This is a genomic window from Sphingopyxis terrae subsp. terrae NBRC 15098, from assembly GCF_001610975.1.
In the GTDB taxonomy this organism is placed as follows: Bacteria; Pseudomonadota; Alphaproteobacteria; order Sphingomonadales; family Sphingomonadaceae; genus Sphingopyxis; species Sphingopyxis terrae_A.
In genome coordinates this window covers 1,594,985-1,618,337 of the sequence record NZ_CP013342.1, presented here as the reverse complement: position 1 = coordinate 1,618,337, position 23,353 = coordinate 1,594,985, and the positions used below count along the sequence as shown (strand labels likewise).

Here is a 23,353-nt window from a genome sequence, read left to right as displayed (position 1 = left end):
GGGGCGGTTCCGAAAGGGATCGCCCTTCGTCTTTGTGACGATCTCTATTCCCGTTCGATAGCGCAGGTTCGAGAGGCATTCCGGCCCCGCCAGATGCGAGCGGATCGATGGGGCGAATGAACGCCCCATCAAAAATGGGCCTTTCCCCTTGCGCTTCGTAACCGCCGAACGCACATAGGCGCGGGGTCGCCGGGGGCGCGGTCCGGAATATCCTCGAGGAAACTACCCATGGCCTCTCGCGCCGACCAGCTTGCTTCCAGCATCAATTTTTCGAAGTTCGGCAAGGCGACCGAACTCAAGAACCGCATCTGGTTCACGATCGGTGCGCTGATCGTCTTCCGCTTCCTGTCGTTCGTGCCGCTGCCCGGGGTCGACCCCGTGGCGCTGTCGCGCCTTTACAGCCAGGCGGCGTCGGGCGGCATCCTCGACATCTTCAACACCTTCTCGGGCGGCAGCCTGGAGCGCATGAGCATCATCGCGCTCGGCGTCATGCCCTATATCACGGCGTCGATTGTCGTGCAGCTCGCCGCGGCGCTGGCCCCGAGCCTCGCCGCGCTCAAGAAAGAGGGCGAAAGCGGCCGCAAGAAGCTCAACCAATATACGCGCTACGGCACCGTGCTGCTCACCGCGATCCAGGGCTATTTCATTGCCGTCGGCCTGGAAACGCTCGGGCAGAGCCAGGGCATCGCCGCGGTCGTTGACCCAGGCATGATGTTCCGCGTCGGCGCAGTCATCAGCATCGTCGGCGGTACGCTGTTCCTGATGTGGCTTGGCGAACAGATCACCAGCCGCGGGATCGGCAACGGCGTCTCGCTGATCATCATGGCGGGCATTCTCGCCCAGCTTCCGCGCAGCTTTGCCCAGATGTTCACGCAGGTTCGTGAAGGATCGATGGGCGGCGGCACGATCGTCGCAGTCATCGGCGGCGCGATCATCATCATCGCCTTCATCAGCTTCATGGAACGCGCACAGCGCCGCGTGCTGGTGCAATATCCGAAGCGCGCGACGCAGCGCGGCGTGATGCAGGCCGAGCGCAGCCACCTGCCGCTGAAGGTCAATACTGCGGGCGTGATTCCGCCGATCTTCGCCTCGTCGCTGCTGCTGATGCCGCTGACCGTCACGCAGATGCTGGGCAATAATGTGAAGGGCGACACCGCCTGGGGCGATTTCCTCATCACGATCAACCAGTATCTCGCGCACGGCCCGCCGCTCTATATGGCGCTCTATGCGGCGGGCATCATCTTCTTCTGCTTCTTCTACGTCGCGGTCGTCTTCAACCCCGAGGAAACCGCCGACAATCTGAAGCGCCAGAACGGTTTCATCCCCGGCATCCGCCCGGGCAAGAATACCGCCGCCTATCTCGATTTCGTGCTGACCCGCATCACCGTTATCGGCGCCGGCTATCTTGCGCTCATCTGCCTCATTCCGGAATATTTCATCGCCGGATCGGGCCTGCCGTTCCAGCTTGGCGGCACCAGCCTGCTGATCATCGTCAATGTCACCATCGATACGATCAGCCAGATCCAGAGCCACATGCTCGCGCACCAATATGGCGATCTGATCAAGAAGGCCAAATTGAAGGGCGGCATTGCGCGCCGCTGACGCGGTCGCTAGGCGAAATCCTGACAGGGTAGGCAACAGGGGGCGTCATGACGCTGAACATCATTTTGCTTGGACCGCCGGGAGCCGGCAAGGGAACGCAGGCTTCGCGTCTGGTGGAAGAGCATGGGATGGTCCAGCTTTCCACCGGTGATATGCTCCGTGCAGCCGTCAGGGCGGGAACGCCGATCGGCCTGCAGGCCAAGGCAGTGATGGACGCGGGCGAACTGGTCTCGGACGAAATCGTCTCGGGCCTGATCGGCGAGCGGCTCGACGAGCTCGGGAACGAAACCTCGGTCATCTTTGACGGCTATCCACGCACCGCGGCGCAGGCCGAGGCGCTCGACGGCATCTTGTCGGTGCGCGGCCGCAAGCTCGACCATGTCATCGAACTGGTCGTTGACGAAGACGCGCTCGTCGACCGGATCACCGGACGCTTTTCGTGCGCAAATTGCGGCGAAGGCTATCACGATCGCTACAAGCTGCCGAAGGTCGAAGGCACCTGCGACGTGTGCGGCAGCCATGATTTCAAGCGCCGTCCCGACGACAATGAGGAAACGGTGCGCACCCGCATGGCCGAATATCGCGCGAAGACCGAACCGATCCTTCCGATCTACGAGGCGCGCGGCATCGTCAGCAAGGTCGACGGCATGGCCGCGATCGACGCCGTCAACGATGCGATCGAAGCGATCCTGCGAAGCGACGCCAGCTAGTCAGCCCCCCTGGCGCCGTCTATGAAGATGGCGAAGGGGGAATGATCCATGCATGTGAAATCGTCTTTCGGCGCGCTCCTGTTCGCGGCGACGTGCGTCGCCTCGCCGGCAGCGTCCAAGGTCATCGATCAGAGCGACATCGGTTTCACCGTCGCGCATACGGCGCAGGTCGCCGCGACGCCCGAAGACGTGTGGAAAATGCTCCGCACGCCCGACAAATGGTGGTCGAAAGAGCATAGCTGGTCGGGCGATGCCGCCAATTTCTGGCTCGATTCGCAGGCTGGTGGCTGCTTCTGCGAAAAGCTTCCCGACGAAGGACAGGGCGTCGGCAGCGTCCAACACGCGCGGATCATCTTCGCCAAGCCGGGCGAAATGATGCGCCTGTCGGGCGCATTCGGGCCGCTGCAGGGCGAGGCGGTCACGGGGACGCTGACGATCCAGATCAAAAAGACGCCGACGGGCAGCGCGATCCGCTTCGACTATGTCGTCGGCGGCTATATGCGCTTCAAGGTCGCCGACATCGCTCCCGCCGTCGACAAGGTGCTGGCCGAACAGATGGTCAGGCTCGCGAACGCGCTCGGCGGATCGCTCCCGGTCGCGCGCGGCGACAAGCCGGCCGAGGATAAGTCCGGCGAAGGCGCGGACGAAGCGGCCAAACCGGCGGATAGCAATGCCGATGCGGACGGCGCGGCGGAGGAGCCGGCACCCGCTGATTCGGGTCTCGACGCCGCGGTCGCTGATCTCGTCAAGGACGAGCCCAAGCGCGACTGAAGCCCGCTGCCGACGTCAGGAAGCGTCCTTGTCGCGCAGCTGGGCGAGCGCGCCGAAGGGGCCGGCCTGTTCTTCGGTCAGCACGCCCTTTTCGGCGAGGATGCGGTCGGCATCGGGATGGCGCGGAAAGGGCTCGAGCGCCAGCGACAGCGTCTGCACCGCGGCTTCGCCGATATCGACGCGATCGCCTTCGAGCGGCAGGACATCGCAATCGTCCGCGCTGATCTCGACCTCTTCTTCCTCGCTCGCGTCGGCGCCGATGTCGCGCAGGAAGCGCAGGTCGAAGGGGTCGGCGATGTGCGCGGGGACAGGGAGATCGGTGGCGGCGCACGCCTGCACGACGTCGGCGGTGATGCGGCCTCTTGCGGCGATCCCGCCGGCGACGGCGAACACCTCGGCCTCGACGACGAAGCGATCGAGCGCGATCAGGCCGAGTCGCTTGGCGATCGCGGCGCGGGTCGCTTCGTCGGCGTCGAGCGCGACCTTGCGGCCCTGCATCGCGTCGGCGAGGGTGACGAGGTGCGAAAGTTCGGGATTGGTCATGCGGGCTCTCCGGGCAAGCGGTCGGCGACGACCAGGTCCGCAACCGGCATCGCGGCAAGCCCTGTGCGCAGGGCCGCGACCGCTGCCATGACATGCGCCAGTCCTTCGGCGGGCGGCGCCTTGCCGCGCCACAGATTGCGCACCAGCGCTTCTTCCAGCGCCGCCGATCCGTCGGGCGCGCGATAGGCTCCCAGCCGTCCGCCCAGCGCTCCAACCATGCGACCGACCTGTTTGCCGACCACCATGTCGCCAAAGCCGATCTGGCGCATCTGCCCATCCATGTCGGCGACGAACAATTCGGTCAGTTCAACCCCCGCCAGCGCCTGGTCGGGATCATCGTCGATGCGATGGAGGACGAGCGCCAGCACCAGGCTGACCATGTCGAAGCGGCCGTCGAGCGTGTCGGGAACCTGTCCCGCCAGATACCAGTGCGGCGCACGCGCCGCCGCGACGACGGCGTCCCAGAGCGGACGCCGTGCTTCGCGGGGATCGGGGGCGGATCGGAAGAATTTGCTGATCGAGAACATAGCCCACCGCTTAGGCCCATTCGGCGTCGCGGAAAAGAGGCACCGGTCAGCCTGCAGCAAGCTTTGCGGCCGCATAAGCCGCTTGTGCGTCCCGTCCGCTTGCGGTTAAGAGGCGCACAAGCCAGCGCCTGCGCCGCCGTCCGGCGAGCCGCGCGCAACGGAGACCGATTGATGCCGAAAACCATTGCCTCGCTTACCGGCCGCCGCGCGGGCCTCATCCTTGCCGGGATCGCGCTTGCGCTGTCGGCGGGGGGATGCGCCCAGCTCAAGGGGCGTCAGGGCTATATCGTCGATCCGGTGCTGACCCAGGCGATCACCCCCGGCGTCGACAACCGCGAGTCGGTGGAAAAGACGCTCGGCCGTCCGACCTTCGTCGGTCAGTTCGGAAACAATGAATATTATTATCTGTCTCGCGAAACGCGCCAGCTCGCCTTCGCCCACCCGCGGCCGGTGTCGCAGCAGGTGCTGCGCGTCAGCTTCGATCCCGCAGGCAATGTCGTCGGCGTCGATCGCACCGGGCTCGAACAGGTGAGCAAGATCAGCCCGAACGGCGACAGCACGCCGACGCTGGGCCGTCATCGCAGCTTCTTCGAGGATATTTTCGGCAATATCGGCGCGGTCGGCGCGCCGGGTGTCGGGGGCGGCGCACAGGGCCAATAAGCCCCAGTTCGCAATCTGCGGAAGATGAATGGCGGCGCTGATCGATGGATCAGCGCCGCTTTTCGTTGGATCAGACCGCGATGCCGCCCGCCGCCAGAACCGCCAGTGTGACCAGATCCGAGGCGGTGGACGCCATGGTTGCAATCTGTACCGGCTTTTCCATCCCGATCAGCATCGGTCCGATGACCGCGCTGCCGCCGAGTTCGCGCAGCAGCTTTGCCGACAGATTGCCCGACTGCAGCCCCGGCATGACCAGAACATTCGCGGGGCCCGAGAGACGGCAGAAGGGATAATTGGCCATGACGCGGGGATTCAGCGCGACGTCGGGCGACATTTCGCCTTCATATTCGAAGGCCGGCTGGCGACCGTCGAGGATGTGGACGGCATCGCGGATATTATCGAGCCACGATCCCGGCGGGTTGCCGAAGGTCGAATAGGACAAGAAGGCAACGCGCGGTTCGTGACCCATGCGGCGTGCGACCTGCGCCGTGCGGTCGGCGATGTCCGCGAGCATTTCGGCCGAGGGGCGTTCGTTGACCGTCGTGTCGGCCATGAAGATGGTGTGATGCTGTCCGACGAGGACGTGAATGCCGAACGCCGTCTTGCCCTCGGCAGGGTCGATCACCCGCCGCACTTCGCGCATCGTCTGCGAATAGGTGCGCGTCACGCCGGTGATCATCGCATCGCCAAGGCCGAGTTTTAGCAGCAGCGAGCCGAAGATGTTGCGATCACGGTTGACCATCCGTTCGATGTCACGGCGCAGATAGCCGCGGCGCTGGAGCCGCTCATAGAGCATCTCGACCATCTGGGGGACGTGCGGCGAATTGACGCTGTTATGAACCTCGAAGCTTTCGGGGTCGGCGACGCCCATGTCGCGCAGTTTGTTGTGCAGGCCTTCGCGCCCGACGAGGACGGGAATGCCATAGCCGCCGTCGCGGAACTGGATCGCGGCGCGCAGCACCACTTCTTCCTCGCCCTCGGCAAAGACGACGCGCTTGGGATTGGCGCGCGCCGCTTCATAGGCGAGGGTGAGGACCGAGGTGGTCGGATTGAGCCGGGCGCGCAGCTGCGTGCGATACGCCTCCAGATCGTCGATCGGCTGCTGCGCGACGCCCGTCTCCATCGCCGCTTTTGCGACCGCCGCGGGGACGATCTCCATCAGCCGCGGGTCGAAGGGCGAGGGGATGATATATTCGGGGCCGAAGCTCGACGCGCGGCCGCCATAGGCTGCGGCCACTTCCTCGGGTACCTGCTGGCGCGCGAGATCGGCAATCGCATAGGCGGCGGCGATCTTCATCTCTTCGTTGATCGCGGTCGCCCGCACGTCGAGCGCGCCGCGGAAGATGAAGGGGAAGCACAGCACATTGTTGACCTGGTTGGGATAGTCCGAACGCCCCGTTGCGATGATCGCGTCAGGGCGCGCCGCACGGGCATCGGGCGGCGAGATTTCGGGGTCGGGGTTTGCCATCGCGAAAATGATCGGCGCGGGCGCCATGTCCTTCACCATCTCGGGCTTGAGCGCGCCCGCCGCCGACAGACCGAGGAAGACGTCCGCGCCGCGAAGCGCTTCGGTCAGGTCGCGCGCTTCGGTCGGCACGGCGTGGGCCGATTTCCACTGGTCCATTCCTTCGGTGCGGCCCTGGAAGATGGTGCCCTTGCGATCGCACATGATGACATTTTCGTGCCGCACGCCCATCGCCTTGATCAGCGCGGTGCAGGCGATGGCCGCGGCGCCGGCGCCGTTGACGACAACCTTGATGTCGGCCAGATCGCGCCCGGTCAGATGACAGGCGTTGATCAGGCCGGCGGCGGTGATGATCGCGGTGCCATGCTGGTCGTCATGGAACACCGGGATGTTCATCTTTTCCTTGAGCGCCGCCTCGATGATGAAGCAGTTGGGGGCCGCAATGTCCTCGAGGTTGATGCCGCCGAAGCTTGGCTCGAGCAGTTCGACCGCGTCGATGAACGCCTGGGGATCTTCGGTCTTGAGCTCAAGGTCGATCGAATCGACGTCGGCGAAGCGCTTGAACAGCACCGCCTTGCCTTCCATCACCGGCTTCGAGGCAAGCGCGCCGAGATTGCCGAGACCCAGAATCGCCGTGCCGTTCGAGATGACGGCGACAAGATTGCCCTTGGCGGTATAGTCATAGGCCTTGGCCGGATCCTCGGCGATTGCATTCACCGGCACCGCGACGCCCGGCGAATAGGCGAGGCTGAGGTCGCGCTGCGTTGCCATCGGCTTCGACGCGACGATCTCGATTTTCCCCGGCCGCCCATAGCTATGATAGAGCAGGGCCTCGCGGTCCGAAAATTGCACCTTGCTGCCGCCGTCCATTCTTTATCCCCTACTTCGATTATCAGGATGCGCGTCCGAGCCCATTCCCTAGCGTCGGCTTGGCGAAATGGAACCCCGTGTTTCTGGCGCGCGCGCCTTGCCATGCGAGCCCCAATCACTAAGCAGGGGCGGATGTCCGTTCCCGCTCCCGCCAACAGCAACAGCAAGGCCCCTCCCGCCGCGACGCCGATGATGGCGCAATATTGGTCGCTCAAGGAAAAGGCCGGCGATTGTCTGCTCTTCTACCGCATGGGCGATTTCTTCGAACTGTTTTTTGACGATGCCAAGGCAGCGGCCTCGACGCTCGACATCGCGCTGACCGCGCGCGGCGAACATGGCGGCGAGCCGGTGCCGATGTGCGGCGTCCCCGTCCATTCGGCCGAATCCTATCTCGCCCGCCTGATCCGCGCCGGCCATCGCGTCGCGATCGCCGAACAGGTCGAAACCCCCGCCGAGGCCAAGGCGCGTGGCGGATCGAAGGCGCTTGTCGCGCGCGACATCGTGCGCTTCGTCACGGCGGGCACGCTGACCGAAGAGGCGCTGCTCGAAGGGCGCAGCGCGAACCGGCTTGCAGCGCTTGCCGAGGTCGGCAGCGAAGGGCTGATCGCCATCGCCGCCGCCGACATCTCGACCGGGCGGTTCGAGGTCGTCGCGGTGCGGCGCGAAGCGGTCGATGCCGAACTGGCGCGGCTGGCCCCGTCCGAACTGCTGATCAGCGAAGCGGCGGACGAACAGCCGCCCTCGGCGGCGCGCCAGATCGTTCGCCGCCCCGCCGCCGAGTTCGCGAGTGGCGCAGGGCAGAAACGGCTCGAGACGTTGTTCGGGGTGCAGACGCTCGACGGCTTCGGCAATTTTTCGCGCGGTGAAATCGCCGCCATGGGCGCGATCGCCGCCTATCTCGACCATGTCGGCACCGGCGGGGCGGTCTTTCTGCAGCCGCCCGTGCGGCACGCCGCGGGCGACCGGATGGCGATCGACGCGGCGACGCGCGAGAGTCTGGAGCTGGTCCGTACCATGGCGGGCGGGCGCGACGGCAGCCTGCTTGGCACGATCGACCGTACCGTGACCGCGGCGGGCGCGCGGCTGCTTGCCGACGACCTTGCAAGCCCGCTCACCGACAAGGGCGCGATTCTCGACCGGCTCGATCTCGTCGATGCGCTGGCGCGCGATGCCTTGTGGCGCGGCGATCTGCGCGCCGCCTTGCGCGCGCTGCCCGATGCAGGACGCGCGCTCGGCCGCCTCGTCGCTGGGCGCGGCGGGCCGCGCGATCTGGCGCAGCTTCGCGACGCGCTCGGCGGTGCACGCCTCCTGCGCGAACGGCTTGCGCTGCGCGCCGATCTGCCGCCGCTGCTCGCGCGTCTGCTGCCGGGGCTCGACGGTCATGGCGCGCTGGTCGATGAACTGACGCGCGCGCTGATCGAAACCCCGCCGGTTGATGCCGCGCAGGGCGGCTATATCGCCGAAGGCTATGACGCCGCGCTCGATTCGCTGCGCGAAACCGCGCGAGACGGGCGCAAGGCGATTGCGGCGCTCGAGGCGGGCTATCGCGAACGTACGGGCATCGCGGCGCTCAAGATCCGTCACAATGGCGTGCTCGGATATCATGTCGAAGTGCCTGCGCGGCACGCCGATGCGCTGATGGCGCCTGAATCGGGTTTCACCCATCGGCAAACGCTGGCGGGCGTCGTTCGCTTCAACTCGTCGGATCTGCACGAAGCGGCGGCGCGCGTGACCCAGGCGGGAGTGCATGCGGCGGCAGCCGAAGCCGCGCATCTCGAAGCGCTGACCGAAGCCGCGACCCAGCGCCGCGAAGCGATCGCCGCGAGCTGCGACGTGCTCGCGCGAATCGACGTCGCCGCGGCGCTCGCTGATCATGCCATGAGCCACGATTGGTGCCGGCCGGACATCGCTGACGAACCGTGCCTCGACGTGACGGGCGGGCGACATCCTGTGGTCGAGGCGGCGCTGGCGAAGAGCGGCGAGCATTTCGTCCCCAATGATGTATCGCTGTCCGAAGCCGACCGGCTATGGCTTGTCACCGGCCCCAATATGGGCGGTAAATCGACCTTCCTGCGCCAGAACGCTTTGATTGTCGTGCTCGCGCAGGCGGGCGCCTTCGTGCCGGCAGGCGCCGCAACCCTCGGGCTGGTCGATCGGCTGTTCAGCCGCGTGGGGGCGAGCGACAATCTGGCGCGGGGGCGATCGACCTTCATGGTCGAGATGGTCGAGACCGCCGCGATCCTCGCGCAGGCGACCCCGCAAAGCTTCGTGATCCTCGACGAGGTCGGGCGCGGCACCTCGACCTATGACGGGCTCGCACTCGCCTGGTCGGTGGTCGAGGCGGTGCACGAGGTCAATCGGTGCCGCTGTCTGTTCGCAACCCATTATCACGAGCTGACGCGGCTTGCCGAAACGCTGAACGCGCTTTCCCTCCACCATGTTCGCGCGCGCGAATGGCAGGGCGACCTCGTCCTGCTGCATGAGGTGGCCGAGGGGCCTGCCGACCGGAGCTACGGTCTGGCGGTCGCGCGGCTTGCCGGAGTCCCCGCCGGCGTTGTGAGGCGCGCCGAGGCGGTGCTCGCCAAGCTCGAAGCGGGACGTGAGGCAACCGGCGGATTGGCGGCAGGGCTCGACGATCTGCCGCTGTTCGCAGCGTCTCTCGCCGAAGCGCCCGCAGCGGCAAAGGACGCGCTGCGCGAGGCGCTCGCCGGGATCGACCCCGACGCGCTCGCGCCGCGCGCCGCGCTCGAAGCGCTCTATCGGCTCAAGCAGATCGTGGCGGAGGAAGGATGAGCGACATTTTCAGCGACCTTCCTCACCGCCGCGCGATCATCGACCGGCGCCTGCTCGCCGACCGGCTCGATGCCATCGCCGCCGAGACCGCCGATGCCGGCAAGCGCCGCGGCGCGATGGTCGCGTTGCTGAAGGAGGCCTTGGAAGAGGGCCGCGCAGAGATCGCCCGGCGCCTGCTCGACCACCCGTCTTCGGGACGCGTCGCGGCGCAGGCGACGGCCTTTCTGATCGACCAGATCGTTCGCCTTTCCTATGATTTCACCGTCGATTATCTCTATCCCGCAAGCAATCGGTCGGCGGGCGAACGGATTACGGTGATCGCGGTCGGCGGCTATGGCCGCGCCGAAATGGCGCCGTTCAGCGACGTCGACATCGGCTTTCTTACCCCGTTCAAGCAGACGAGCTGGACCGAGCAGGTCATCGAGGCACAACTCTACACGCTGTGGGACCTGGGCCTGAAGGTGGGGCATTCGTCGCGTTCGCTCGATGAGATGGTGCGCACCGCGAAGGACGATCTGACGATCCGCACCGCGCTGCTCGAGGCGCGCTTCATCTGGGGCGAGCGGGCGCTTTACGATCAGGCGGCGGCGCGCTTCGATGCCGAGGTGATGGCGGGCAATGCCCGCGCCTTCGTCGCCGAAAAACTCGCCGAGCGCGACGAGCGGCACAAGCGCATGGGCGATTCGCGCTATGTCGTCGAGCCCAATGTGAAGGAAGGGAAGGGCGGGCTGCGCGACCTGCACACCCTGTTCTGGATCGGCAAGTTCATCCACCGCGTTCGCACCGTGCCCGAGCTCGTCGATGCGGGGCTGCTCAGTGCGCGCGAACTGCGGCAGTTCTCGCGCGCCGAAAATTTCCTGCTCGCGGTACGCTGCCACCTTCATATCCTCGCCGGACGCGCCGAGGACCGGCTGACCTTCGATTTCCAGCGCGAGATCGCCGCGCGGATGCAGTTTGCCGACCGGCCGGGCAAAAGCCCGGTCGAACGCTTCATGCAGCTCTATTTTCTCCACGCGAAGAGCGTTGGCGATTTGACGGGCACCTTTCTCGCGCATCTCGACGAGCAACTCGCGGCGCGCGGGCGGCGCTTTCTGCCGACGCTGCGGCGGCGGCCGGGCCGGCTCAACGGCTTCGTCCTCGATCGCGGCCGGCTTGCGCTGCCGTCGGACGACTATTTCCGCGAAGATCCGGTCCGCCTGCTCGAGATATTTCAGCTCGCCGACAAATATGGGCTCGAGATCCACCCGCAGGCGATGCGCCAGGCCCGCCACGATGCGAAAATGATCGACGGCAAGGTGCGGCGGATCGCGCGCGCCAATGCGCTGTTCCTCGACGTGTTGACCAGCCCGCGCGACCCCGAAACGGTGCTGCGCTGGATGAACGAGGCCGGGGTCTTCGGCCGCTTCGTTCCCGACTTCGGCCGCGTCGTCGCGCAGATGCAGTTCGACATGTATCACCATTATACGGTCGACGAGCATACGATCCGCGCGATCGGCCTGTTGTCCGACATCGAACAGAATCGGTTGAAGGACGATCATCCGCTGTCGACCGCGATCATGGACCAGATCCACTCGCGGCGCGTTATCTATGTCGCGGTACTGCTCCACGATATCGCGAAGGGACGCGGCGGCGACCATAGCGTGCTGGGCGCCGAACTGGCGCTGCGCGTCTGTCCGCGGCTCGGGCTGAACGAGGCTGAAACCGAGACCGTGTCATGGCTTGTCCGCCACCACCTGCTCATGTCGGCGACCGCCTTCAAGCGCGACCTTGCCGACTTCAAGACGATCCTCGACTTTGCGCAGCTCGTACAGAGCCCCGAGCGGCTTCGCCTTCTGCTCGTCCTCACGGTTGTCGATATTCGCGCGGTGGGCCCGGGGGTCTGGAACAGCTGGAAGCGGCAATTGCTCACCGAATTATACGATGCCGCCGAGGAAGTGCTGCGGCTTGGCCACAAGCAGCGCGGCCGCGAGGTACGGATCGCCACCAAGAAGGAGGAGGCGCAGGCGCTGCTCCAGATGGGCGACAAGGATTTCGGGAAGCTCGCCAAGCGCCTGCCCGAAAGCTACTGGATTGCCGAGCCGGTCGAGGTGATCGCGGCCAATTTGATCCATATCCAGAAGTCGTCGGGAGCGCCGCTCCATATCGCGGCAGTGCCCGACGACGATCGCGGCGCGACGCTGGTGATGGTGCTCGCTGCCGACCATCCGGGGCTGTTCTATCGCATCGCGGGCGGTATCCACCTTGCGGGCGGCAACATCATCGATGCGCGCATCCACACGACGCGCGACGGGCTGGCGCTCGACAATTTCCTGGTCCAGGATCCGCTCGGCCGCCCCTTTGCCGAGGCCGAACAGATCGTCCGGCTGACCCGCGCGATCGAAGACGCGCTCGCCAACCGGCATAAATTGCTGCCCAAGCTCGAGGCGCGGGCGCTGCCGCGGACCCGCGCCGAAGCCTTTCGTATCGCGCCCAATGTCTTCATCGACAACAAGGCTTCCAACCGGTTTACGGTGATCGAGGTCAATGCGCAGGACCGCCCGGCGCTATTGAACCAGCTCGCCTATGCGCTCTTCCAGTCGAAGGTCACGGTGCACAGCGCGCATGTCGCGACCTATGGCGAGCGTGCCGTCGACACCTTTTACGTCACCGATCTCATTGGCGACAAGATCGACAGCGCAGCGCGCGTGAAGTCGCTCGAAAAGCGCCTGCTCGAAGCCGCGGCGAGCCGCAGCGAGGAGGCGGTGGCGGCCTGACCTCAGGCGCGTTTCACCGGATTGCGTGCGTGCGCAGCAACCGCTGGCGGCAGGTCGAGCCACGCATGGCGATCGTCGCACCAGACGGCCTGTTCGGGCATCGGAAAATCCGGGTCGGCAAAGGCGCCGACTGCGACGCCGGAGAGGTGCGGCATCCGGTCGGGTTCCCACCACAGGTTCGATCCGCAATCGGCGCAGAAATGAAAGGTCACGTCATGACCGCTCGCCGAAGGCCGGCGGAAGCGCTGCGCCGAACCGGCGGCGACGGCCACCGCTTCGCGCGGGAAAAAGGCGGCGACGCTGAACAGCGACCCGGTTCGCCGCTGGCAATCGCGGCAATGGCACATCGAAATCTTGATCGGATCGCCGCTGCATCGAAGCTGCAGCAAGCCGCAGTGGCAGGTGGCGACCCGCCCGGTCATCCTGCGGCCGGAGGCGCCGTCATCGCGGCGGCGGCGGCGAGCAGCCCCGCGGTGAAGCGCTGGCTGATGGCGGCGGTCGGGATTGCGTTGAAGGCGTGGATGGCGCCCGCATAGCTGTGCAGCTCGACCGGAACCCCCGCCGCAGCGAGACGCTGGGCGTAGTCGAGATTTTCGTCAAAGAAGAGGTCGAGGCTGCCGGTCGCGATATAGGCAGGCGGCAGTCCGGAATGATCGTCGGCGAGGCTCGGTGAAAACCAGCCGCGCCGCTCGTCGTCGGCCGCGTAGGCGCCGCGCAGCGCGCTCCATCCGAAACGATTGCTTGCGCGCGTCCAGATGAATTCGCCCGTGACCGGATTGCGATAGGGGCAGGCGTCGCCGCCCGTCCGGTGATCGAGCATCGGATAGGTCAGCAATTGCCCGGCAAGCGCTGGCCCGCCGAGGTCGCGCGCCATGATCGCCAGAGCCGCGGCGAGGCCGCCGCCCGCGCTTTCGCCTGCAACGACGATGCGCTGCGCATCGAAGCCAAGGGCATCGGCCTGTGCGGCGAGCCAGACGAGCGCCGAATGGCAATCCTCCTGCGGCGCCGGGAAGGGATTTTCGGGCGCGAGCCGATATTCGACTGAGAGCACCGGCACGCCCACGGCCGCGGCAAGCGCCGCCGGTCCGGCCTGCATCTGCCGCACCGATCCCATCACCATGCCGCCGCCGTGGATATGCAGGATCGCACCCGCGCCGGCGCGTCCCTGTGCCGGGCGGAAGAGGAAGGCCAGCATGTCCGGCCCGCCATGGATCGACGGGATAAGCAGCTCTTCGGGCGCGATGACCGGCGGCGGCAGGATCGCATAGGTTTCGGCCGCCTTGGCGCGAATCTCTGCGATCGGCGCGGCGTCGAGGTCGACGCGTCCGAACAGGTCAATCAGAGGCTGAAGCTCGCGATCGACCAGGTGGCGCGTATCCATGACCCTTTTTCCCTTCTGCCGTCGCCGGCCTATCCGCGCAGCACAGCGCCCAGCTTCGCCGCGGCAGCGACCACCTTGTCGCCGATCGTCTTCAGCTCGGCATCGGTGAAGCTCTTGTCCTGCGGTTGCAACGCGACCTCGACCGCCAGGCTGACCTGTCCGTCGGGGACGCCCTGGCCGGCGAAACGGTCGAACAGCCGCGCATCGATGATGCTCGCCTTGTCGGCGCCCTTGACCGCGCGGACGAGATCGCCCGCGGCCAGCGTTTCGGGCGCGAGGAAGGCGAAATCGCGGCGCACCGATTGCAGCGCGGGCGGCGTGAAGGCCGCACGCGCCGGGCCGCTCGCACGCTTCGCCGGAATCGCATCAAGAAAAATCTGCACCGCCATCACCGGCCCGTCGACATCGAAATGCTTCGCGAGGGCGGGGTGCAGCGCACCGAATTCGGCGAGCACCGCCTTCGGCCCCAGTCGTAGGGTTGCCGACTGCCCAGGATGCCAGATCGCACCATCGGCGACCGGCTCCATCACCTGCAGACGGTCGGCAGGGGCACCCGCCGCATCGAGCAGGGCGAGCGCCGCCGCCTTGGCGTCGAAAGCGTCGAACGGCGCGGCCTTGCCCGCCTGCCAGCCGCGCGGATGCTTGTCGCCGGCCATCAGCAGCGCGAGCGTCGGATGCTCGGCATCGGCCAGATAGCGCCGCCCGATCTCGAACAGACGGATGCTGTCGGCGCCGCGGTTCTGATTGCGCGCCGTGGCGGCAAGCAGCCCGGGCAGCAACGACGGCCGCATGACCTTCAGATCCTCGCTGATCGGATTGGCGAGCGTCCAGGTGCCGCCGCCGAAGGGCGCCGCTTCGCGTTCGGAGACGAAGGACCAGGTCACCGCCTCGTGGAATCCCGCCGCCGCTGCGCCCCGGCGCAGGCGCCGTTCGATCAGCTGCTCGGGGGTTGCGGTCGGCCGGGCGACGCCGTCGGCGCGGGGCAGGGCGACCGATGCGATGGCGTCGAAACCCGCGATCCGCGTCACTTCCTCGACCACGTCGGGCGCGGCGTCCATGTCGCGGCGCCAGCTCGGCACCGCAATCTGCCAAGGCGTGCCTTCGGTGACGCCGAAGCCCAGAGCCTCAAGGATCGCGCGCTGCCGCGCCGGGTCGATCGCGATCCCGCCGAGCGTCGCCGACAGCGTGGGGTCATAGGCGATCGTCTTCGCCTCGATCGGCGGCTCGCCCGCGCGCGTTACCCTCGAGGCCGTGCCACCACAGATATCGAGGATATATCCGGTGATGATCGCGGTCGCATCGTCGAGGAATGCGGGATCGACGCCGCGTTCGAACCGGCTGCGCGCATCGCTGGTGAGGCCGAGCGCCTGCCCGGTCAGCGCGATCCGCTCGGGCGTGAAATAAGCGACCTCGAGCAACACGTCGGTCGTCGTTTCGCTGCACCCGCTATGCTCGCCGCCCATGATACCGGCGATGTCGTGGACGCCGCTGTCGTCGCCGATCACGGTCATGCTGTCGGTCAGCACATAGTCCTTGCCGTTGAGCGCAGTCACCGTTTCGCCATCGCGCGCGCGGCGCGCAACGAGCGCGCCGTTCAGCGTCGCGCGATCGTAAACATGGCTCGGCCGGCCGAGGTCGAGCATCACATAGTTGGTGATGTCGACCAGCGCCGAAATCGAACGCTGCCCCACCGCTTCGAGCCGCCGCCGCATCCATTCAGGAGCGGTGCCATTGGCGACGCCGCTGATCGTGCGACCGAAAAAGGCCGGGCAGCCTTCGGTGTCGTCGGTACGGATCGCGGTGGCCGGGGCGTCTTCGCCCGCGATGACGGGGACGTCGAGCGGCTTCAGCGTGCCGAGCCCGGCGGCGGCGAGGTCGCGCGCGATGCCGCGCACGCCCATGCAATCCTGCCGGTTGGGGGTGACCGAAATGTCGATCACCGGATCGGCTGCGCCCGAATAATCGGCGAAGGCGGTGCCGACCGGCGCGTCTGCGGGCAATTCGATAATGCCGTCATGATCGTCGCCGAGTTCGAGTTCGCGCGTCGAACACATCATGCCGTTCGACGTGACGCCGCGGATCGCCGAGATCTTGAGCTCCATGCCGTTTGCCGGCACCACCGCGCCCGGCAGCCCGAGCACACCGACCAGTCCCGCGCGGGCGTTGGGTGCACCGCACACGACCTGGAGCGGGGCGCCGTCGCCGGGATCGACCGTCAGCACCTGCAGCCTGTCGGCCTGGGGGTGCCGTTCGGCGGTCAGCACCTTGGCGACGCGAAAGCCCGTGAGCTTCTCGGCGGGATTCTCGACGCCCTCGACTTCGAGCCCGATGCGGTTGAGCGCCGCGACGACATCGTCGACGGTCGCATCGGTTTCGAGATGCGCCTTCAGCCATTCGAGGGTGATCTTCATGCCGAAATCCCCCCGCTCAGAGTCGGTACATTCAGCGCGCCGAACCCGTAGTGCGATAGCCAGCGCAGGTCGCCGTCGAAGAAGGCGCGCAGATCGTCCATGCCATATTTGAGCATTGCGAGCCGGTCGATACCGATGCCGAAGGCGAAACCCTGCCACGCGTCGGGATCGAGGCCGCAATTGGCAAGGACACGGCGGTTGACCATGCCGCTGCCGAGCAATTCCATCCACGCATGGCCGTCGTCATCGCCGTGCCCGCCGACGATCCGCCGCCCCTTTTCCTGGCGGTAACCGACATCGACCTCGGCCGAGGGTTCGGTGAAGGGAAAATAGGAGGGGCGCAGCCGCAGGACGATGTCGTCGCGTTCGAAAAAGGCCTTCAGGAAGGTTTCGAGCGTCCATTTGAGATGGCCCATATGGATATTGCGATCGATCACCAGCCCTTCGACCTGATGGAACATCGGCGTGTGCGTGGCGTCGCTGTCGCTGCGATAGACGCGGCCGGGCGCGATGATGCGGATCGGCGGCTCCTGACTCATCATCGTGCGGACCTGCACCGGCGAGGTGTGGGTGCGCAGCAGCATCGCGCGGCCTTCGGCATCCTTGTCGGGGAAATAGAAGGTGTCATGCATCGCGCGCGCGGGGTGCGTTTCGGGGATGTTGAGTGCGGTGAAATTGCGCCAGTCGTCCTCGATCTCGGGCCCCGTCGCGACCGCAAAGCCCATGTCGGCGAATATTTCGGCGATTTCGTCCATGACCTGGCTAACCGGATGGACGCTGCCTTTGGGGGCGGCGTCGGCAGGCAGCGTCATGTCGAGACGCTCGGCAGCGAGCTTCGCCTCGAGCGCCGCGCCTTCGAGCGCGACCTTGCGCGCGGCGAGCGCGTTGGTGACGGCTTCGCGCAGCGCGTGGATCTGCGGCCCCTGCGTCTGGCGTTCGTCGGGGGTCATGCCGCCCAGCGTCTTGAGCAGGGCCGACACGCTGCCCGCCTTGCCAAGCGCCGCGACGCGCAGCGCCTCAACCGCGTCAAGGTCGGCGGCGGCGTCGATCTCGGCCACCAGCTTGGCCTGCATGGCCTGATAATCGCTCATCGTCTTTTTCGTCCTGCGGCGGCCGCGCACCGGTTCGCGCGCGACCGTCTTTAGCCTGTTTCTGTCCGGCCTGCGGCGGCGCAAAGCCTGCCATTGCCCCGTCGCCGCTTGCACCGAAGGACGCGCGCGGGTCAACCCCGAAGCGCGGGGGCAGGCGGTTCAGCCTGCGGGCTTGTGCAGTCCCTGAACCGCCGCACCTGCGGCGGCGGCGCGCGCCATCGCGGCGGCGCCGAGGATGGGTTTGGGCCGCGCCGCATAGTCGCGCGGGCCGATGCCCATGAAAGCCTTGAAGTCGCGAGTGAACTGCGCCTGATCGTAATAGTGATAATCGAGGGTATCGATCCACGCCATCGAGGGGTCGAGCATGAAGCGGGCAAGGCTGCGCAGGAAGCGCTGGCGGCGCAGCAGCAGCTTCGGCGAAAAGCCGAAGGCGCGCTGGCTGAGCCGCTCGACCGAGCGTTCGGACATTCCCAGCTTGTTCGCCAGATCGGCCACACTGCCAAGATCGTCATCCATAAGCGCGGCATAGGCGGCGGCGATCGCGGGATCGTCGCGCGGCGCGCTCGCAAGCATGGCGGCAAAGCGCGCGTCGATCAGCGCCGCGCCAACTTCAAGATCCTCAATAGCGGCAAGTTCGTCGAGCAGGGGGGCGAGCGCCGCGAAGGCGGGGTGCGTCGCGCCGTCGCAAAAGCGATCGGCCATCGAATCGGCCGGAATGTCGAAGAATTTCGCCCAACCTGTAGGCAAAATGCCAATCCCCCAGGCCCGCATCGCGCCGCACGAAAAGAAGGTCGCGCGGCTTGTCGGACCGGTCGCTATGAAGGGCGCGGTGGCGCTCGGCGCATCGCTGCCGACCGACGCGAGCAGTACACTTCCGGCGATAAAGCGCAGATTGGCCCATTCGGGGTGCAGATAATCGTCGATGCGTACGCTTGCCGGGGCTTCGACCTCGATGTGGTAGATAATGCTGCAATAGGGGCGCAGGGCTTCTGACACGGGAAAAAAGCGCGTGGCGACGCGCACATCTTGCGGCAGCTTCTGGTTCGCCCTGGTCCCCGGCATGGCGCCACCCTGCAAAGCGAGGCGAAAAAAAACAACAGGCTAGGCGGTCCGCCTGTCGGATTTTTACAATTTTTCCCGGTGATGCGGCGCCATATCTCGCTGCACAGGGATACTTCCACCGGCCGTCAGCTTATCTGCGACCCACGGCTATTCGGTACGGAGGGAGGGGGGCGATGCATCCATTCGGGTCATCGTCGAGACGGCGCGGAGCTTGCGGGCTCCGCGCCGTCTCTCTTTGGAAATCCTGTCCACCCCGCCGTTAGCCGCGCACGAAAAAGGGCGGCCCCTTGCGGGACCGCCCCTTTGTCTCGTCGGTGCCGGCGGCCTCAGGCGGCCTTGGGCAGCGCCGCCTTCGCCTGCGCGATGATGGCGGTGAAGACACCGCCTTCGTTCATCGCGAGATCGGCCATGACCTTGCGGTCGAGTTCGATACCGGCCAGCTTAACGCCGTGCATGAACTGCGAATAGGTCAGGCCTTCGGCGCGAACCGCAGCGTTGATGCGCTGGATCCACAGGGCGCGGAAGTTCCGCTTCTTCACCTTGCGGTCGCGATAGGCGTACTGGCCGGCCTTCTCGACCGCCTGCTTGGCGACGCGGATGGTGTTCTTGCGACGGCCGTAATAGCCCTTCGCCTGCGCCAGAATGCGGTTGTGCTTGGCGCGCGTGGTGGTGCCGCGTTTGATACGGGACATGGTTCAGGCGCTCCTTACTTCAGGCCGTAGGGCGCCCAGAGGCGCACATGGCCCGCATCGGCATCGCTGAGCACGCTGGTGCCGCGATTGGTGCGGATATATTTGCTATTGTGCGAAATCAGGCGGTGGCGCTTGCCGGCAACGCCGTGCTTCACCTTGCCCGAGGCGGTGAATTTGAAGCGCTTCTTCACACCGCTCTTGGTCTTCAGCTTGGGCATTTTCGTCTCCTTGGTTAGCGACGATATCGACCGGCCCTGGCAGCCCTTTCAGCCAGGCAGGTCAGCTCACTATCGTGCGAAGGCGCGCGCCTAGACGGATTCGCGCGGAAATGCAAGCGCGGCACGCAAATCCGTCATTGCGAGCGCTAGAAGCTCGCGCCGTCGACTTTCTGGATTGTCAGCGAATCGAGATCGACATCCGGAACGCAGCGCAGGTTGACCGCTGCCATCTTCGACCCGTCCGGGCCCGTTCCGACCGAAAACCCTTGGCAGCCGCATGACACGCAGAATTGATGATCGATATTGTGCTTGTTGAATTTATAGGACGTCAGCCTGTCTCCGCCGCTCGTCAGGCGGAACTGGTCTATCGGTACGAAAGCGAGCAGAAAGCCCTTGCGGCGGCAGTGCGAACAGTTGCAGCTCATCGCCGTGGTCGGAATGTCGCCATCAATCGTGTAGGTCACCGCGCCGCAATGGCAGCTTCCATCGAATGCCATGTCGCTCTCCTTCGCAAGCCCGGCTCTAATGGTGGCAGGCCAGTCCCTCGATAACATCTTCGAGCCGCGCGGGATCCCCCAAGGCAATCACATGCCCGCTGCTGTCGGCGTGGAGCGGGTCACCGTTCCAGTCGCACATCGTCCCGCCGGCGCCTTCGACGATGGGAACGAGCGCTGCATAATCGTGAAGTTTCAGCCCCGCCTCGACCACCAGATCGATATGCCCGCTGGCGAGAAGGCCGTAATTGTAGCAGTCGCCGCCGAACACCATCCGCTTGTGCGCGGTCTGCGCCGCGAGCGCCATGAAATGTTCGCCGTCATGGTCGCTGAAATATTGCGGCCCCGTCGTTGCGAGCACCGCCTCTGCAAGGTTGCGGCAGGTTCGCGTCGTGGCCGGGCGGCCGTTGAACAGCGAAGGCTCGCCCATCGCGCCGGTCCAGCGTTCGCCCGCAATTGGCTGGTCGATGATACCGAGTACAGGCCAGCCGTCCTGCAACAGGGCAATCAGCGTGCCGAAGATCGGCCGGCCGGCCATGAAGCTGACCGTCCCGTCGATCGGGTCGAGCACCCACTGGCGCGCGGAGTCCGCCCGTTCGGCGCCATATTCCTCGCCGATGATCCCGTCGCGCGGAGCTTCGGCGTCCAGCAGTTTGCGCATTGCTGCTTCGGCGGCGCGATCGGCCTCGGTAACGGGCGACGCGTCGGCCTTGGCTTCGTGCGACCAGTCCGAACGGAAAAGCGGACGAATCGCGGCGCCCGCCGCATCGGCGAGGCGATGAGCAAGGGCAATGTCGGTTTCGAGCGACACGCGATCAGTCGAAGAGGCTGCTGACCGAGCTTTCGTCGGCGATGCGTTTGATCGCTTCGCCGAGCAGCGGCGCGACGGTCAGCGCGCGCACCTTGCTGCTGTCATTCACGGCGTCGGTCGGCTGGATCGAATCGGTGATGACGAGTTCAGTCAGCTCGCTCGCATCGACGCGCGCGACCGCCCCGCCCGACAGCACCCCATGGGTGCAATAAGCGACGACGCCTTCTGCCCCTGCGGCCTTCAGCGCGGCGGCGGCGTTGCACAGCGTGCCCGCCGAATCGACGATATCGTCGATCAGGACGCAGAAGCGCCCTTCGACGTCGCCGATGATGTTCATCACTTCGGATTCGCCGGCGCGTTCGCGGCGCTTGTCGACGATCGCCAGCGGCGCGTTGTCGAGCCGCTTTGCCAGCGCGCGGGCGCGCACGACGCCGCCGACGTCGGGCGACACGACCATAAGATTCTTGTCGCCGAAGCGCGCCTGGATGTCGGCGCTCATCACCGGTGCGGCATAGAGATTGTCGGTCGGGATGTCGAAGAAGCCCTGGATCTGTCCGGCGTGCAGGTCGATTGCCAACACGCGGTCGGCCCCTGCCGTGGTGACGAGATTGGCGACCAGCTTGGCCGAAATCGGCGTGCGCGGGCCGGGTTTGCGGTCTTGGCGGGCATAACCGAAATAGGGGATCACCGCGGTGATGCGCTTTGCCGAGGCGCGGCGCAGCGCGTCGGTGATGATCAGCAATTCCATCAGATTGTCGTTCGCCGGGAAGTTGGTCGGCTGAACCACGAAAACGTCCTGACCGCGGACATTTTCGTGGATTTCGACGAAAACCTCCTCGTCGGCGAAGCGGCGCACGCTGGTATCGGTCAGCGGCAGTTCCAGATAGTCCGCGATGGCGCGGGCGAGGGGAAGATTGCTGTTGCCGGAAATCAGTTTCATGCGCGGGGCCCCTTGTCGCCGATTGGGGATGGATGCGCGCCCCTTAGCCAGCGGGCGCGCGAAGGGAAAGGGGCAATCCCGTCTAAATCCACCCCGCGGCGCGCAGCTCGGGCATCATGTCGCGCGCAACGGGCGCTTCATGGCCGCTTGTCAGCGTGACCATCGCGGTGCGACCATCGCGGCGGACGGCGGCGACGGCGGCGCGTGCGACCCACCAGCTGCGATGGATGCGCAGACCGTCGGCATCGTCCAGCCGCGCGATCGCATCGCGCATCCGCATGAGGATAAGTTCTTCCGATCGCGTACCGATTACCCGGACATAATGATCCTCGCCCTTCAGCGCGAGTATGGCGCCGAAACCGGGCGGCAGCGGTAGCGCTGCATCGGGCTGCGGTGCGACGGGGGTCGGCGGTGGCGCTGCGGGCGGCGCTGTGATCGGCGTTTCGGGAGCGGGCGGCGGGCCATCGTCGGCGCGCGGACGGAAGCTCAGCCCCATTACGCCCACGACCACCGCCGATACGATGCTGATATAGAGATACATCGTCCAGAAGCCGGGCCAGCGCAGCGCCTCGCCGAAGCTCATCTGCATCGCCATCATCGTGACGACGAGCGTCACCGGAACGCTGGCGACGATCAGCGCGATCAGCCGCCCGCCAAGCGGCGGAAGACCGGTCGCGTCGCACAGCCAGCCCGCAACAACCCCGGTTGGACGATAGAAGACGTAGCCCGCGAGCAGCCACATCACCCAGTTGAGCATCCGGATGGCTGGCGGATTGTTGAAGGTGCCGAACGGCCCGAGTAGCCCGATCAACAGGCCGAGCGCGATCATCGCCAGCAGTTCGATCGTCAGCCGTTTCGCCATAGGGCCCTGCTTGTGCGTGCCATTTCACGAAGCGTCAACGGGCAAAGGGGCGCATTTGCGAACTATTCCGCCGCCTTGGCGAAGGCGCGCTTGTCCGTGAACAGCGCGGGGCCAGGAAGAGGGCAACCGCCGGCGAGAGCGCCGGAACAGATCGGTCTTCGAAAGGAAAAGCCGCCATGACCAGCATCGCCGTCCCCGCCGCCACGGCGCGTCGTCCCGTCAAATTGTCGCACCGCATCGGGCTGACCGCGCTCCTCGTTCTCGGCGGCATCGCTGCGGCGCTGCTGGCGCGCTCGTTCATGGGGCCGTCGACCTATCGTACGCCGATGTGGGCGATCTGGCTCCATCTTGCGACTGTCGTCCCCGCGGTGCCGCTTGGCGCCTGGCTGCTATGGCGCCGCCGCAAGGGCGATCTGGCACACAAGATCGGCGGGCGCGCCTGGGCCGCGATGATGGTCGTGACGGCGATCGACAGTTTCTGGATCCGGACCGTCACCGGGACGATCAGTCCTATCCACATCTTTTCGCTGATCGTGCTCGTCCAGCTGCCGCGGGCGATCCGGTTCGCCCGGATCGGCGACCTCGAGCGTCACCTCAAGCTGATGCGCGGCATCTATATCGGTCTGATCGCGGCGGGCTTCTTTGCGATGGCGCCGGGCCGGACGCTGTGGACGCTGGCTTTCGGTTGAATTTGGAG

21 protein-coding genes are annotated in these 23,353 nt (G+C 66.2%); 7 read left to right on the top strand and 14 right to left on the bottom strand.

Going from position 1 to position 23,353, the window contains the following annotated elements:
* The first annotated feature begins 228 nt into the window (after positions 1–228).
* The 3 genes from secY to AOA14_RS07780 are packed head-to-tail and all read left to right on the top strand — an operon-like array spanning position 229 to position 3,083.
* Positions 229–1,602, top strand: a complete 1,374-nt coding sequence (secY, locus tag AOA14_RS07790) for a preprotein translocase subunit SecY (protein WP_062901383.1) — start codon at positions 229–231, stop codon at positions 1,600–1,602.
* A 47-nt stretch (positions 1,603–1,649) separates the two neighbouring features.
* Positions 1,650–2,312, top strand: a complete 663-nt coding sequence (locus AOA14_RS07785; protein ID WP_202988431.1) for an adenylate kinase — start codon at positions 1,650–1,652, stop codon at positions 2,310–2,312.
* 48 nt (positions 2,313–2,360) lie between these two features.
* A complete protein-coding gene (locus AOA14_RS07780; RefSeq protein WP_062901382.1) occupies positions 2,361–3,083 on the top strand; it encodes an SRPBCC family protein in 723 nt (240 codons plus the stop codon).
* A gap of 15 nt (positions 3,084–3,098) precedes the next feature.
* Here AOA14_RS07780 and AOA14_RS07775 read toward each other — a convergent pair whose 3' ends face one another.
* A complete protein-coding gene (locus AOA14_RS07775; protein ID WP_062901381.1) occupies positions 3,099–3,626 on the bottom strand; it encodes a YceD family protein in 528 nt (175 codons plus the stop codon).
* Positions 3,623–4,153: a ubiquinol-cytochrome C chaperone family protein gene (locus AOA14_RS07770; RefSeq protein ID WP_062901380.1), complete on the bottom strand. Its 531-nt coding sequence runs from the start codon at positions 4,151–4,153 to the stop codon at positions 3,623–3,625. The genes AOA14_RS07775 and AOA14_RS07770 overlap by 4 nt, the downstream gene beginning before the upstream one ends.
* Before the next feature lie 171 nt (positions 4,154–4,324).
* Here AOA14_RS07770 and AOA14_RS07765 point away from each other — a divergent pair, with 171 nt between their 5' ends.
* The gene (locus tag AOA14_RS07765; protein WP_062901379.1) at positions 4,325–4,813 is read left to right on the top strand and encodes an outer membrane protein assembly factor BamE; all 489 of its coding nucleotides are present in this window, start codon (positions 4,325–4,327) and stop codon (positions 4,811–4,813) included.
* A gap of 70 nt (positions 4,814–4,883) precedes the next feature.
* On the opposite strand, the gene AOA14_RS07760 is transcribed toward AOA14_RS07765, so the two are convergent.
* On the bottom strand, positions 4,884–7,148 hold the full coding sequence (locus tag AOA14_RS07760) for an NADP-dependent malic enzyme (protein WP_062901378.1): 2,265 nt from the start codon (positions 7,146–7,148) through the stop codon (positions 4,884–4,886).
* 132 nt (positions 7,149–7,280) lie between these two features.
* Between AOA14_RS07760 and mutS the strand changes: the two genes are divergently transcribed.
* Together mutS and AOA14_RS07750 are read left to right on the top strand one after the other, a co-directional pair.
* Entirely contained in the window at positions 7,281–9,941 is a 2,661-nt protein-coding gene (mutS, locus tag AOA14_RS07755) for a DNA mismatch repair protein MutS (protein WP_062901377.1), read from the top strand.
* The gene (locus AOA14_RS07750; protein WP_062901376.1) at positions 9,938–12,694 is read left to right on the top strand and encodes a [protein-PII] uridylyltransferase; all 2,757 of its coding nucleotides are present in this window, start codon (positions 9,938–9,940) and stop codon (positions 12,692–12,694) included. The genes mutS and AOA14_RS07750 overlap by 4 nt, the downstream gene beginning before the upstream one ends.
* Positions 12,695–12,696: 2 nt before the next feature.
* Here the strand turns inward: AOA14_RS07750 and AOA14_RS07745 are convergent, their stop codons facing one another.
* From AOA14_RS07745 to AOA14_RS07695, 11 genes are all read right to left on the bottom strand, one after another.
* The gene (locus AOA14_RS07745; RefSeq protein ID WP_062901375.1) at positions 12,697–13,116 is read right to left on the bottom strand and encodes a GFA family protein; all 420 of its coding nucleotides are present in this window, start codon (positions 13,114–13,116) and stop codon (positions 12,697–12,699) included.
* Positions 13,113–14,075, bottom strand: a complete 963-nt coding sequence (locus tag AOA14_RS07740; protein ID WP_062901374.1) for an alpha/beta hydrolase — start codon at positions 14,073–14,075, stop codon at positions 13,113–13,115. Before AOA14_RS07740 ends, AOA14_RS07745 begins: the two co-directional genes overlap by 4 nt.
* A 29-nt stretch (positions 14,076–14,104) precedes the next feature.
* Positions 14,105–16,486 carry a phenylalanine--tRNA ligase subunit beta gene (gene pheT, locus AOA14_RS07735; RefSeq protein WP_062901373.1) on the bottom strand — a complete coding sequence of 794 codons (2,382 nt, stop codon included), beginning with the start codon at positions 16,484–16,486 and terminating at the stop codon, positions 14,105–14,107.
* Positions 16,483–17,577, bottom strand: coding sequence for a phenylalanine--tRNA ligase subunit alpha (gene pheS / locus AOA14_RS07730; protein WP_062901372.1), 1,095 nt, complete (start codon positions 17,575–17,577; stop codon positions 16,483–16,485). Before pheS ends, pheT begins: the two co-directional genes overlap by 4 nt.
* A 159-nt stretch (positions 17,578–17,736) precedes the next feature.
* Entirely contained in the window at positions 17,737–18,639 is a 903-nt protein-coding gene (locus AOA14_RS07725; RefSeq protein ID WP_082819858.1) for a helix-turn-helix domain-containing protein, read from the bottom strand.
* 326 nt (positions 18,640–18,965) lie between these two features.
* Positions 18,966–19,331, bottom strand: coding sequence for a 50S ribosomal protein L20 (gene rplT / locus AOA14_RS07720; RefSeq protein ID WP_062901371.1), 366 nt, complete (start codon positions 19,329–19,331; stop codon positions 18,966–18,968).
* 14 nt (positions 19,332–19,345) lie between these two features.
* Positions 19,346–19,549, bottom strand: a complete 204-nt coding sequence (rpmI, locus tag AOA14_RS07715) for a 50S ribosomal protein L35 (RefSeq protein ID WP_003042306.1) — start codon at positions 19,547–19,549, stop codon at positions 19,346–19,348.
* A gap of 146 nt (positions 19,550–19,695) precedes the next feature.
* Positions 19,696–20,046: a GFA family protein gene (locus AOA14_RS07710; RefSeq protein WP_062901370.1), complete on the bottom strand. Its 351-nt coding sequence runs from the start codon at positions 20,044–20,046 to the stop codon at positions 19,696–19,698.
* Positions 20,047–20,071: 25 nt separating this feature from the next.
* Entirely contained in the window at positions 20,072–20,854 is a 783-nt protein-coding gene (gene hisN / locus AOA14_RS07705) for a histidinol-phosphatase (protein WP_062901369.1), read from the bottom strand.
* 4 nt (positions 20,855–20,858) lie between these two features.
* Positions 20,859–21,794 carry a ribose-phosphate pyrophosphokinase gene (locus tag AOA14_RS07700; RefSeq protein WP_003042312.1) on the bottom strand — a complete coding sequence of 312 codons (936 nt, stop codon included), beginning with the start codon at positions 21,792–21,794 and terminating at the stop codon, positions 20,859–20,861.
* Between the two features lie 82 nt (positions 21,795–21,876).
* Positions 21,877–22,656, bottom strand: a complete 780-nt coding sequence (locus AOA14_RS07695; protein WP_062901368.1) for a LytTR family DNA-binding domain-containing protein — start codon at positions 22,654–22,656, stop codon at positions 21,877–21,879.
* A 176-nt stretch (positions 22,657–22,832) separates the two neighbouring features.
* Between AOA14_RS07695 and AOA14_RS07690 the strand changes: the two genes are divergently transcribed.
* Positions 22,833–23,345 (top strand): DUF2306 domain-containing protein, encoded by a 513-nt coding sequence (locus tag AOA14_RS07690; protein ID WP_062901367.1) that lies wholly within the window; start codon positions 22,833–22,835, stop codon positions 23,343–23,345.
* Positions 23,346–23,353: the final 8 nt, after the last annotated feature.